Source organism: Parapedobacter sp. (assembly GCF_035556095.1).
Classification (GTDB): domain Bacteria; phylum Bacteroidota; class Bacteroidia; order Sphingobacteriales; family Sphingobacteriaceae; genus Parapedobacter.
Genome location: NZ_DATMFT010000032.1, coordinates 300,327 through 313,142, shown reverse-complemented (window position 1 = coordinate 313,142; position 12,816 = coordinate 300,327). Strand labels below are relative to the sequence as shown.

The following is a 12,816-nucleotide window of genomic DNA, read 5'->3' as shown; positions in this document are numbered from 1 at the left end:
ATAAAAATCGCTGTCGGTTCATAATTCATTGGTTTGAAGGTAACTCTATGTAGTGCGGTAGATTTTTCCGGGCAAAGCAACAACGACACCACTCATTTCCAGTTCCAGCAAGGTTACCGCAAGCTTGCTCTGTGACCATTGGAGTTTCCCTGCAAGTTCATCGATTGATAATTGTTCTGCAGCATGGATGATGTCATATATGCGTCGCTGTGAAGTGTCGAGCGAAACGGGTAGTTGAAGTTGTTTGGGCTGTTTCGGTTTGGACGAGAGCTCCCAATTCATGAGGTATTGCAAATCTTTGGCTCCCGTGATGAGGTGGGCTCGGTGTGTTTTAATTAAATAGTTGCTGCCTGCAGAAAACTCTTGGTTCAAACTCCCCGGGAAAGCGCACACGTCGCGGCTGTACGAATTGGCCAGTTCGGCAGTAATCAGTGCGCCGCCTTTGGCTGCTGCTTCCACAACAATCGTCACATCGGCCAGCCCGGCGATGATGCGGTTGCGCATGGGGAAATTCTGCCGATCGGGCTTGGTACCCGACGGAAACTCGGTAAGCAGCCCGCCGCAATTCAGCATTTTGGCCGCCATGTCACGATTGGCAGCGGGATAGATGCGGTCGAGACCGTGCCCAAGTACACCAACCGTCGGTATTTCATGGTTCAACGCATGCTGATGTGCATGGCTGTCGATGCCATACGCCAAGCCGCTGATGACCGTTACATTGTACGGCTGGATTGCTTTTACAAAATCGGCGCAAATGGACTTTCCGTATGGTGTAGCGTTGCGGGTACCGACAATGCTGACTATGCGCGGTGCGTTCAAGTCGGCATTTCCTTTGTAGTAAAGTAAAAGTGGCGCATCGGCACACTCGGCGAGGCGCTTCGGGTAGCCATCATCCCCCCAAAAAAGAGGTTTGATGTTGTGTTTTTCAACAAACTGAAGTTCTTTCTCCGCCGCTTTGAGCACATCCGTGCCAGAAAGTCCTTCGATTACCCGGCTGTTCAGGCCCCGTATGCCGCTGAAATCTTTCTTAGATGCAGAAAATATCGTTTCTGCACCACCGAAATGGGAGAGGAGATGCCGGCCGATCACTGGACCAACACCGTTCACCTTAGTCAATGCAATTTGGTAAAGTAGGCTCATCTTGGATTGCGAATATAGGAAATACCTCGGATTCGTGGATAAATGCCAGCATCTTTTTTGCGCATTTACGCCATATGATTATTTTGCTTATCAAAGTGAAGTTGCCTAAGTTTGTAATATGTCTGAACAACAAGCAGCTCAACCTGAAGTCTGGATGCGCGGCCCGGTACCGGGTGTGCCGCCGTTGTTGCAACCCGTAGCCCATGCGTTATTGCAGGCTAAGGAGGAAGTGACGAGGTATATGGATGGTTTTGATGACACCTATTTGTGGTTGCAGCCCGGAGGTCGTGCTTCTGTGGGTTTTCATTTGCAGCACATCAGCGGCGTGGTGGATCGGTTATTTACCTATGCGTTGGGCAATCCGTTGTCTGAACAGCAGTTTGAATGCCTCCGTGCGGAGGGGCAGGAAGTGTCCCACGCTCGGTCGAGCGATTTGGTGCTGGCCTTCGGAAAGCAGGTGGAGGCCGCGATAGCGCAGTTAAGGGAAACGGACGAAGCTACATTGACGGATGCACGTTACCTCGGCAGGAAGCGAATACCGACGACGTTGATCGGGTTATTGTTCCATGCAGCTGAACACACACAGCGCCATGTAGGGCAATTGTTTGTGACGGCAAAGCTTATGCCTTTTGTGAGCCGTTAACTATACCGGGATATAAACGACCTGTTTGGTTTCAAAAAAGTCCTCTTCGAAGAAATCGGAAAGTGCATATACCTCCGCCCGGAGCCTCGACTCTTTCAGTTCGTCATTTAAGTCGCCACCCTTTAGGTACAAGATGCCGTTGGAAATGGCGTTTTTGTGCTTTTTCAGGAATTTATTCGCTACCCAAGGGTAGAAATCGGCCAATCGAGTAACTGCGCGTGAAACGATAAAATCGTATTTCTCATCAAGTTGCTCGGCACGAATGTGGTCGGCCTCCACGTTTTCGAGACCGAGGGTAGTTGCTACGTTCCGAACGACCTTGATTTTCTTTCCAATAGAATCCACCAGATGGAATTGGACATCCGGAAATAAAATAGCCAACGGTATACCGGGAAAGCCACCACCGGTACCTACATCCAATATGCGCGTGCCAGGCACAAAGTTTGTGAATTTGGCGATACCTAGTGAGTGAAGTACATGATGGAGATAGAGCTTGTCGATGTCTTTACGTGATACCACGTTGATTTGCGTATTCCAATGTGGATATAGTTCGCCCAATTGCCGGTAATGCTCCCGTTGTTTTTCCGAAAGTTTTGGGAAATAATGGTAAATGATATCAACTCCGGGATTGAGCGCGGTTCCTATTTCCATCTCACATCCTTTTTATACAGTGCAAAGAACCCGTTGATACATATATATCCGTAGTAAAAGACATCCAGGAACGGCAGCCACCATATCAGTCCTTTTACCTGTAGTTTTTTCATGATCGGTATATAGATGATCAACTGCACTATTAACCGTAACAGGTACATGCCTACAATGACATACCAATACGACGGGTACATGGCCACTGAGAGAACAGCCAGCATATAGAAAAATAAAGCGCTGACCAATTGTGCGGCCAGCATCCGCCGATGCGGACGCCGGTAAGCCTTTGAAGCGCCCGTATGCCGTGTTTTCTGTTGCGCATAAGCCGAAAATGTCGTTTTAGGTTCACTCCATACATGTGCCTCCGGCTCGATGCAGATTGCGGTGTTATGGGGAGTTGCGTTTTGGTTGACAAACAAATCGTCATCGCCCGAGGGGATATGCATGTGCGCAGCGAAGCCTTTGCCTCTAAAAAATAAACTTTTCGTATAGCCAAGGTTGCGCCCTACACCCATATAGGCGTTTCCCTTGAGGGCATACGATAGGTAACTCATAGCCGTATGGAAGGTTTCAAAGCGAATCAAAGCGTTCAGGAACCCCGGTTTCCTGATGTACGGAGAGTATCCCAGTATAATTTCTTCCCCGCCATCAAACGCGTGGGCCATGTACTGGAGCCATTGATCCGATTGCGGTACGCAATCGGCGTCCGTGAAAATCAAGTGCTCATATTGAGCGGCTTTGATGCCCAACGTAACGGCAAACTTCTTCCCGTGCTTCAGGCGGACATGCTCCGCGATTTCGACCACTCTCAATCGGCTGTACTGCGTGCACAATTCTTTCAGTAACCACTTCGTTTCGTCTTCGGAGAAATCATTGACCAGTATTACTTCAAATTGGTGATAATGCTGGTTGAGGATTTTCGGCAAGTTTTGCCGTAGGTTTTCCTCCTCATTGCGCGCGCAGATGATGACGGACAACGGCGGCTGTTCTCCACTGGGTTTTGTTTGTGGTTTCTTGTAGAATGCCAGTCGGCTATAGACAAAAAGCAAAAAATACAATTGGAAAACCAAGAGTAACCCGCATACCCCTAGCAACAGGAAGAAAGGTGTTTCGGTAAACTGGTTGAGTATATCCATATATGTGGCCAAAGATAACACGTTAAATTTAAAATCATAGCCAGCTGCCTGCGGCTATGGGTTGTTTTTGCTATTTTTGTGCGGAAATGAAATTCACCCTTCAGGCGACAGATAGCCAATCCAAGGCACGTGCAGGTCTCATGGAAACCGCACATGGAACCATCGAAACCCCTATATTTATGCCGGTGGGGACGGCGGGCACCGTAAAGGCCGTGCACCAGCACGAGCTGGTCGATGCTGTGAAAGCCCAAATTATCCTCGGCAACACTTACCACCTGTACCTGCGTCCCGGGCTGGATGTATTGCACGGCGCGGGCGGTCTTCATCGGTTCAATGGTTGGTCTGGGCCTATATTGACCGATAGTGGCGGCTATCAGGTGTATTCGCTGACAGAAGTACGTAAAATCAAAGAAGAAGGGGTTACGTTCCGCTCGCATATTGATGGCTCCAAACATCTATTTACTCCCGAGAACGTGATGGATACCCAGCGGATTATCGGTGCCGATATCATCATGGCTTTTGATGAGTGTACACCTTACCCCTGCGATTACCATTACGCAAGGCGTTCGGTGGACATGACCCACCGCTGGCTGCAACGGTGTTGTGATCGGTTTGACCATACGGACCCGCTTTATGGTTATGAGCAAACATTGTTTCCCATTGTGCAGGGATCGGTGTACCGCGACCTACGTGAAAAGTCGGCCGAGACCATTGCCGGCTTTGGACGTGATGGCAACGCGATCGGCGGATTATCTGTAGGTGAACCGGCGGAGGAGATGTATGCCATGACGGAAGTGGTTTGCGATATACTCCCTATTGAAAAGCCCCGCTACTTGATGGGCGTAGGTACGCCTGTCAATATCCTAGAAAACATCGCCCTGGGTATCGATATGTTCGACTGTGTGATGCCTACGCGGAATGCACGGAATGGTATGCTGTTTACAAAAAATGGTATCATCAATATCAAGAACAAGAAATGGGAAGCAGATTTCACGCCGATAGACGCGGAAAGCGACCTGTTGGTGGATCGCATGTATACCAAAGCGTATCTCCGGCACCTCATCCGGTCGCAGGAAATTCTGGGAGCGCAGATTGCGTCGCTACATAACCTCCATTTTTATTTATGGTTGGTCCGCGAGGCGCGTATGCATATCCTGGCAGGGGATTTCCGCGAATGGAAGAATAAGATGATCATGCAATTGGGAGAAAAACTATGAAGGGATTGCGCATACCTTATCTGAATACCATAGATCGGTACATCATTGGTAAGTACCTGAGTACGTTTCTGTTTACCATGGCTATCTTTACTGTTGTTGCCGTGGTGTTTGATATTTCCGAGCGATTGGATGATTTCATGAAGCATGAAGCACCATTGTCGAAAATCGTATTTGAATATTACGCCGGATTCGTGCCGTTTTACCTCAATATGCTTTCGCCGCTGATTAATTTCATTGCCGTTATCTTCTTTACGGCGAAAATGGCGGACCAAACGGAAATTGTACCCATTTTGAGTGGGGGGATGAGTTTCAACCGCTTCATTCGGCCATATATGGTGGCAGCCTCCGTTATCTTCGTGCTGAATTTTGTTTTCAGTGTTTATATCATACCGCGCACCAATAAGTTGAAAGTGGGGTTTGAACGGATATATGTGAAGCCTGTGACGAATAACAGCAAGAGCTCTACCCACATGCAGATCGATGATGATAGTTATGTCTACATCGATAATTTCGATAATAACCGCAAAGTGGGTTATCACTTCACACTTGAAAAGTTTGACGAGGGCGAGATGACTGAAAAACTCATGGCAGATCGCATTACATGGGATTCCGTAAAGAATAATTGGCGTATTGAAAATTATACCATTCGGATAATCGACTCGCTGAAGGAGGAGATGATTAAAGGTTCCAGTCTGGATACGGTGCTGGATATGACGCCGCGTGATTTTGAAGTCTATGACAATATTTTCACGGCGATGAATATGAACGAGTTGAATGCCCGTATCGAAAAGGAAGAAGTTAGGGGCACGGGAATGATGACGGACTTGCTGTTGGAGAAGTACAAACGGTTCGTTACACCGTTGGCGGCTTACGTGCTTACCATCATGGGAGTAGCGCTTTCATCGAAGAAAGTGAGAGGCGGCATTGGGTTGAGCCTGGGTATCGGTATCGCGTTAAGCTTTACGTATATCGTCTTTATCCAATTTGCAACGATGTTTTCGCTCAAGGGCGGTCTCGCCCCGCTTATTGCGGTGTTCATCCCCAATGTAATCTTCGGTCTATTGGCCGTTTACTTATTGTACAAGGCGCCGAAGTAGTTTACGGCATAGCTCCATGGAAGGTACCGCTCCCGGTCGAAACCTACTTATCCTGCACATCACGGTAGTTGTGTGGGGATTTACGGGGATATTGGGCAATCTGATATCCATTTCCGCTATACAGCTGGTTTGGTGGCGGGTACTCATTGCAGCGTTGTCGTTGGCTGGCTATTTCTGGCTTAAGAGGCAGTCATTCGTTGTCAGCCCCAAACAATTTATCCAATTCTTCCTTACTGGGGGCCTCGTTGGGCTGCACTGGGTGCTTTTTTTTGAATCCATAAAGGTTTCAACCGTTTCGGTGACATTAGTTTGCCTTTCGTCCGTTACCTTGTTTACGGCACTCATTGAGCCGTTATTTTACCGCCGGAGCACCGCTAAAATTGATGTGTTTATTGGCTTACTCATCATTATTGGTATCTGTCTCATCTTCAATTTCGAGAGCGGGTATGTTCGCGGCATCGTATTGGGGCTGTTGGCCGCTTTGTCGGCCGCGCTGTTTGGTACGATCAATTCCAAGCTAATTAAAAGAAATGGTGCTACCATCATTAGTTTTTATGAAATGGCCGGCGCTTGGATATGGGTTTCTTTTTTTATGCTGGTTATGGGTGGTGATGACATAGGCATCAGTGGACACGACATCGGTTATTTGGTCGTTTTGGGGACGGTGTGCACGGCAGGGGCATACGTTGCGGCCGTTTCTGTAATGAAAGAGATCAGTGCATTCCGAGTTGCCCTCGCCAGTAATTTGGAGCCTATATACGGTATCCTGCTGGCCTGGGTGTTTTTCGGGCAACGCGAAAAAATGAGCGCCGGCTTTTATGCCGGCGCTGTAATCATTTTTGGTGCGGTTTTCTTGTATCCTATATTGAAATTCCGGCTAGCCAAAAAGCGGCGGGAAATCGTTGCCTAAGCGTAGTCGAATACCGCATCCTTGCTCTCCAGTTCGGAATAGCCCATCAAATATTCATCTACCTTGCGGGCACATTCGCGGCCTTCGGAGATGGCCCAAACCACGAGCGATTGGCCCCTGCGCATGTCGCCGGCAACGAAAATCTGGCTGACAGATGTTTGATAATCGCCTTCAATCGCTTGTACATTGCCACGTCCGTCAAGTGTTACACCCAATTGCTGCAATAATCCTTCATGTTGCGGATGCAGAAAGCCCATGGCCAGCAATACGAGCTCGCAGGGCAGTTCCCGTTCGGATCCTTCGATTTCAGTGAACTTCACCGGCCGCCCCAAATGGTCGTGTTCCCATTTGAGGTCAACAATGCGGACACCTTTGAGATTGCCGCTTTCGTCAGCCACGAATTCCTTCGTACCAATGCCCCATTCGCGCTCACAGCCTTCTTCATGCGACGTGGTGGTTTTCAGTAACATGGGGTAATTGGGCCATGGCATAGCTGCGGTACGCTCCTTCGGCGGCTGTGGCATCAGCTCAAATTGGGTTACCGATTTGGCGCCTTGGCGATTGGACGTGCCCACACAGTCGGAACCGGTGTCACCACCACCAATGACTAGGACATTCTTGCCCGTTGCCAAGAGGTCTTTTTCGGTAAACGGAGCGTTGCCCACCCGCTTGTTCTGCTGTTTAAGGAATTCCATGGCAAAGTGCACGCCATTGAACTCCCTTCCCGGTATGTTTAAATTACGGGGAATAGTGGAACCGCCAGCGAGTACCACGGCATCGTAAGCTTGGAGCTCAGCAGTGGGAACATTGTTGCCCACTTCGGCATTACAGCGGAAAAGTACCCCCTCTTCTTCCATCAATTTTATCCGGCGATCAATGACCCATTTGTCGAGTTTGAAATCGGGGATGCCGTAGCGGAGTAACCCGCCCGGTTTATCATCGCGCTCATATACCGTTACCTCATGGCCCACCTTAATCAGTTGCGCTGCGGCGGCAAGTCCAGCTGGGCCGCTGCCCACCACGGCCACACGTTTCCCGGTCTTCAAGTGTACCGGCCGTGCTTTGATGAATTCGCGCTTGAATGCGATTTCAATGATGTGTTTTTCGATCTCTTCAATGGCTACAGGTGGACGATTGATACCCAATACGCAGGCCGACTCGCAGGGAGCCGGGCAAATTCGTCCGGTAAATTCGGGGAAATTATTGGTCGATGTTAATATTTTGTAGGCGTCTTCCCACCTGCCGTCATATACTGCATCATTAAATTCGGGAATAACATTACCCAATGGGCAGCCCGAGTGGCAGAATGGTATTCCGCAGTTCATGCATCGGGCGGCTTGCTTGTTCAGCTCGTCATCGCTGTAGGCATGTACAAATTCACGATATGTTTTTTTACGGTCGGCGACAGCCTCCTTCTTCGGAAGCACCCGTTCAAACTCCTTAAATCCCGTTGGTTTTCCCATGTTGTTTATACGTTTATGCTTCTACTAATGTGGACCGTAGCACGTTTTTGTATTCCCTAGGGAATACTTTAATGAAACAGGCCTTTTCCGTTTTCCAGTTCTTTAATATCGCCGCTGCGCGCTTGCTACCCGTAAGGTGGATGTGCCGCTTGAGTAACGCCATGATTGCGGTTTCGTCTTCGGCTTCCAGCGGGTCCAAGTCTACCATTTCGGTATTGCAGTTTTCCCGGAATGTACTTTCGATGTCGTAAACCCAAGCGATACCTCCGCTCATACCAGCGGCAAAGTTACGCCCGGTAGCACCGAGTATCAGTGCGCGTCCACCTGTCATGTACTCGCACCCGTGGTCGCCCACACCTTCTACAACGGCTGTCGCCCCCGAGTTGCGTACCGCAAACCTTTCCCCGGCTTGGCCACAGACGAAAAGGTGGCCTGATGTAGCGCCGTACAGGGCCACATTGCCAATGATAATGTGTTCGTGCGGTACCCGCGGACTGGCCTGATGTTGGTATATAGCCAACTGAGCGCCCGATAGTCCCTTGCCCACGTAATCATTGGCTTCACCTTCTAATTCAAAAGATAGTCCCTTTGCGGCAAATGCACCGAAGCTCTGCCCGGCCGAGCCGACAAATTTGTAATTGATGGTATTGTCGGGTAGTCCATCACCACCGTAAATTTTAGAAACCTCATTCGAAAGCAGCGTGCCGATGGTCCGGTCGGTGTTTTTAACGTTAAACGTGCCGAATACCGGCGTCTTGCTATCCAGCGCGCTCCGGGCTTGTTTCACTAAGCCCCAATCCAAAATCATATCTAATCCATGGTCCTGCTGTTCCGTTTGATACAGGGTGTCGCCCGTGCGGCTGTGCGCCACATGGAGGATACGCGAGAGGTCGAGTTTATTGATTTTCCAATGTTCGATGTTTTCCCATTTTTTGAGGAACTGTGCCCGACCCACCATTTCGTTGATGGTACGGAAGCCGAGGTCAGCCATAACCTCGCGAAGTTCCTCAGCGAGAAAGCGGAACAGGTTCACGATGTCTTCGGGCTTCCCCGAGAAGAGCTTGCGTAGCTCGGGGTCTTGGGTAGCTACGCCCACGGGGCAGGTATTCAGGTGGCATTTGCGCATCATGATGCACCCGCCGGCAACCAAGGCTGCCGTAGCTACGCCCCATTCTTCGGCGCCCAGCAACGTGGCAATGGCCAAATCCTTTCCAGTTTTCAATTGTCCATCGGTTTGTAATACCACGCGGCTGCGCAGCCCATTCTTTACCAACGTTTGATGGCTTTCGGCGAGCCCGAGCTCCCAAGGGAGCCCTGCGTGCTTAATCGAACTGATGGGCGATGCTCCAGTACCGCCGTCGTATCCGGCGATGAGAATGACGTCCGCATGGGCTTTGGCCACACCGGCTGCGATCGTTCCCACACCGGCTTTCGATACCAGTTTCACGTTGATGCGTGCTTCGCGATTGGCGTTCTTGAGGTCGAAAATCAACTGCGCCAAGTCCTCGATGGAGTAAATGTCGTGGTGAGGTGGGGGAGAAATCAGTCCAACGCCCGGCGTGGAGTGCCTCACTTTGGCAATCCATGAGTCGACTTTATGACCAGGCAGTTGCCCGCCTTCCCCGGGTTTTGCCCCTTGCGCCATCTTGATTTGCAGCTCATCGGCCTGTGTTAGGTAGTTAGAGGTCACACCGAAACGACCCGATGCCACCTGCTTAATGGCCGACCGCATGGAGTCGCCATTCGGTAGCGGGATGTAACGCATCTCGTCTTCACCGCCTTCACCCGTATTGCTTTTACCGCCAATACGGTTCATGGCGATGGCCAGCGTGCTATGTGCTTCGTGCGATATCGAGCCGAATGACATGGCGCCTGTGGCAAAACGTTTCATGATATTCTCTGCCGGTTCCACTTCATCAATGCTGATGGACGAGCGGTGCCTTGCGAAATCGAGCAGGCCGCGTAACGTATACCGTCGTTCGTCCTGATTATTGATGTGGGCCGCGTATTTCTTATACGTCTCGTAGTCGCCCGTACGGCAGGCCTGTTGTAGTAAATGCACCGTCTGCGGATTGAATAGATGGGCTTCGCCCCGTCTTTTCCATTGGTAAATTCCTCCCTCTGGTAACAGGTCTTTCGCATTGCGGCTACTTGTAAAACCCCGATGGTGTTTGCTCAGTACTTCCCGTGCAATATCGTCGAGGTCTAATCCGCCGATACGGGATACAGCACCACAGAAATAAAGGTCTACCACATCCTTATTGATGCCTAGCACCTCGAATATCTGCGCGCCGTGGTACGACTGAAGAGTAGAGATGCCCATCTTGGAAAAGATTTTGAGCAGCCCACCGCATACGGCTTTTACATAGTTCTTGGCTAATTGGGGCCAGGTCAATGTCGTATCCAGTAACTTTTGTTCTTTAAGGGTACGGACGGTCGCCAGCGCCATATACGGGTTGATCGCTGTGGCACCGAATGCCAAGAGGCAAGCGAAATGATGGACTTCCCATACATCTCCGCCCTCAACTACCAAGCCCACTGCGCCGCGATGGCCCGTTTTGATAAGGTGGTGGTGTACCGCAGAAACCGCGAGCAACGAGGGTATAGCGGCATGTTGGGAATCGATGGCCCGGTCCGACAAGATAATCACCTCAAACCCATCTCGGACGGCATCTTCGGCATACCGACAAAGGCGGTCTAGTCCGTCTTTCAATGCGCCGGGATTACCATTTGCATTGAAGTAGCACTGTAGGGTCTTCGCTTGGAATATACCGGTATCGATGCTACGTAACTTTTCGAGTTCCCTACTGGTTATTATCGGATGTTCCAACGCTACGCAGTGGCAGTGCATCTTGTTTTCATCCAGGATATTTCCGGCATTGCCGATGAATGTTGCCAGACTCATCACCAGTCGCTCCCGTATCGGGTCGATCGGCGGATTGGTTACCTGCGCAAAAAACTGCTTGAAATAACTCGATAGGTGCTGTGGGTGATTGGAGAGCACGGCTAACGGAACGTCAGTTCCCATGGAGCCAATCGGCTCCTTGCCATCTAAGGCCATCGGCGTGATGATGTGTTCCACGTCTTCCCGCGAATAGCCGAAAATCTGTTGGAATTTGAAAACCGACTCTTTGGAAAGATAGGTGAAGGTAACCCGTGGCTCGGCGAGCTCATCCATCCGGATTTTGTATTGGTGCAGCCAATCCTCGTAGGGCTGGCGTGCGGAGAGCTCGCCCTTTACCTGGTCGTCAGAAAGGATTTCACCTTTCTCCATGTCAATCAGGAAAATCTTGCCGGGCTGTTGGCGGCCCTTCTTAATAATGGTACGTTCGTCTACAGGAAGTGCACCGGCCTCTGACGCCACGATAACCCGGTCGTCAGACGTTACCGCAAAACGTAACGGCCGCAACCCATTGCGGTCGAGCATGGCGCCAATGGTGGTACCATCAGTGAAACATAGCGCTGCCGGGCCGTCCCACGGCTCCATCAATGTAGCGTGATATTCGTAGAATGCTTTTTTGAGCGGATCCATCTGCGTATTGCCATCCCATGCTTCGGGCACCATCATCAACATGGTATGGGCTACACTACGACCGCTGTGTAACAGCAGCTCTGCCACGTTGTCTAAACAGGCCGAATCCGATTGATGACCATCTACAACGGGCAGCAGGATTTGCATTTCTTCTTCCGTGAAATAGGGAGAAGATAATGAACGGAGCCCGGCATAGAACCAGTTGAGGTTCCCTGTCAGTGTGTTGATTTCTCCATTATGTGCAAGCATCCGGAACGGCTGCGCCAATTGCCACGACGGGAAGGTGTTTGTCGAAAACCGGGAATGCACCAACCCAAACGCAGATGTTACGCGCTCATCCGATAGGTCTTTGAAATAGGTGCCAACTTGATAGGTGGTCAGCTGACCCTTGTAAACAATCACATTGCAGGAGAGTGAAGCAATGTAGAGGGCATCGTTGACCGCCCCCGTCTCCTGTGCCTTCTTTGTAATAAGCCGCCGCAATACGAACAGTTTCCGTTCGAAATCTGCCGTTGTATTAACCCCTTCGGGACGCGACACAAAGAACTGAACAATTTCCGGTTCCACACTCAATGCCGTGCTACCGATGCCCTCCGGGTTTACCGGCACGGTGCGAAAACCAAGGAAAGGCATCCCACGTTCCTCCGATGCCTGACGGATGATTTGCCTGCACATTTCATTTGCTTTGGTATCTTTGGGGAGGAATGCCATTCCCGTACCATAATAACCTGGCTCACTTAGCTGGATGCCCAATGCTATGCATTCTTCCCATAAGAACTCATGGGGTAGTTGGAGCATGATGCCCGCGCCGTCTCCGCTCTCCGGATCGCATCCGCAGGCGCCCCTATGCTCCATGTTTTCCAACATGGTCAATGCATCCCGCACCTGCGTATGTGTTTTGTTGCCTTTAATATGGGCCACAAAACCCACTCCACATGCATCCCGCTCAAAATCAGACTGGTAAAGCCCTTCTGGTCGTGTTAATGTATCCGTCATCCTGTTTAGTTAGCTGTATTTAATTTGCTAAATT

The 12,816-nt window shown here is 50.3% G+C and carries 9 protein-coding genes; 4 read left to right on the top strand and 5 right to left on the bottom strand.

All coding sequences use genetic code 11. The features are described from left to right. Positions 1–45: 45 nt before the first annotated feature. Entirely contained in the window at positions 46–1,140 is a 1,095-nt protein-coding gene (gene dprA / locus VNQ80_RS20780) for a DNA-processing protein DprA (protein WP_325642351.1), read from the bottom strand. A 118-nt stretch (positions 1,141–1,258) separates the two neighbouring features. Here dprA and VNQ80_RS20775 point away from each other — a divergent pair, with 118 nt between their 5' ends. Beyond that, positions 1,259–1,783 carry a DinB family protein gene (locus VNQ80_RS20775; RefSeq protein WP_325642349.1) on the top strand — a complete coding sequence of 175 codons (525 nt, stop codon included), beginning with the start codon at positions 1,259–1,261 and terminating at the stop codon, positions 1,781–1,783. Here VNQ80_RS20775 and rsmG read toward each other — a convergent pair whose 3' ends face one another. Further along, the gene (rsmG, locus tag VNQ80_RS20770; RefSeq protein WP_325642347.1) at positions 1,784–2,434 is read right to left on the bottom strand and encodes a 16S rRNA (guanine(527)-N(7))-methyltransferase RsmG; all 651 of its coding nucleotides are present in this window, start codon (positions 2,432–2,434) and stop codon (positions 1,784–1,786) included. Then, on the bottom strand, positions 2,425–3,567 hold the full coding sequence (locus VNQ80_RS20765) for a glycosyltransferase (RefSeq protein ID WP_325642345.1): 1,143 nt from the start codon (positions 3,565–3,567) through the stop codon (positions 2,425–2,427). The genes rsmG and VNQ80_RS20765 overlap by 10 nt, the downstream gene beginning before the upstream one ends. Before the next feature lie 86 nt (positions 3,568–3,653). Here VNQ80_RS20765 and tgt point away from each other — a divergent pair, with 86 nt between their 5' ends. The 3 genes from tgt to VNQ80_RS20750 are packed head-to-tail and all read left to right on the top strand — an operon-like array spanning position 3,654 to position 6,791. After that, complete coding sequence (gene tgt / locus VNQ80_RS20760) at positions 3,654–4,784, top strand: tRNA guanosine(34) transglycosylase Tgt (RefSeq protein WP_325642343.1); 1,131 nt, start codon at positions 3,654–3,656, stop codon at positions 4,782–4,784. Then, positions 4,781–5,881 carry an LptF/LptG family permease gene (locus VNQ80_RS20755; protein WP_325642342.1) on the top strand — a complete coding sequence of 367 codons (1,101 nt, stop codon included), beginning with the start codon at positions 4,781–4,783 and terminating at the stop codon, positions 5,879–5,881. Before tgt ends, VNQ80_RS20755 begins: the two co-directional genes overlap by 4 nt. A 16-nt stretch (positions 5,882–5,897) precedes the next feature. Next, entirely contained in the window at positions 5,898–6,791 is an 894-nt protein-coding gene (locus VNQ80_RS20750) for a DMT family transporter (protein ID WP_325642341.1), read from the top strand. On the opposite strand, the gene VNQ80_RS20745 is transcribed toward VNQ80_RS20750, so the two are convergent. Both VNQ80_RS20745 and gltB read right to left on the bottom strand, forming a co-directional pair. Next, on the bottom strand, positions 6,788–8,254 hold the full coding sequence (locus VNQ80_RS20745) for a glutamate synthase subunit beta (RefSeq protein ID WP_325642339.1): 1,467 nt from the start codon (positions 8,252–8,254) through the stop codon (positions 6,788–6,790). The two genes, VNQ80_RS20750 and VNQ80_RS20745, sit on opposite strands and share 4 nt — an antisense overlap. A gap of 13 nt (positions 8,255–8,267) precedes the next feature. Beyond that, positions 8,268–12,782: a glutamate synthase large subunit gene (gene gltB, locus VNQ80_RS20740; protein ID WP_325642337.1), complete on the bottom strand. Its 4,515-nt coding sequence runs from the start codon at positions 12,780–12,782 to the stop codon at positions 8,268–8,270. Positions 12,783–12,816 lie beyond the last annotated feature (34 nt).

Coding starts and splice junctions, on each gene's coding strand:
- dprA (WP_325642351.1), bottom strand. CDS start 1,140: ATGAGCCTACTTTACCAAATTGCATTGACTAAGGTGAACGGTGTTGGT.
- VNQ80_RS20775 (WP_325642349.1), top strand. CDS start 1,259: ATGTCTGAACAACAAGCAGCTCAACCTGAAGTCTGGATGCGCGGCCCG.
- rsmG (WP_325642347.1), bottom strand. CDS start 2,434: ATGGAAATAGGAACCGCGCTCAATCCCGGAGTTGATATCATTTACCAT.
- VNQ80_RS20765 (WP_325642345.1), bottom strand. CDS start 3,567: ATGGATATACTCAACCAGTTTACCGAAACACCTTTCTTCCTGTTGCTA.
- tgt (WP_325642343.1), top strand. CDS start 3,654: ATGAAATTCACCCTTCAGGCGACAGATAGCCAATCCAAGGCACGTGCA.
- VNQ80_RS20755 (WP_325642342.1), top strand. CDS start 4,781: ATGAAGGGATTGCGCATACCTTATCTGAATACCATAGATCGGTACATC.
- VNQ80_RS20750 (WP_325642341.1), top strand. CDS start 5,898: ATGGAAGGTACCGCTCCCGGTCGAAACCTACTTATCCTGCACATCACG.
- VNQ80_RS20745 (WP_325642339.1), bottom strand. CDS start 8,254: ATGGGAAAACCAACGGGATTTAAGGAGTTTGAACGGGTGCTTCCGAAG.
- gltB (WP_325642337.1), bottom strand. CDS start 12,782: ATGACGGATACATTAACACGACCAGAAGGGCTTTACCAGTCTGATTTT.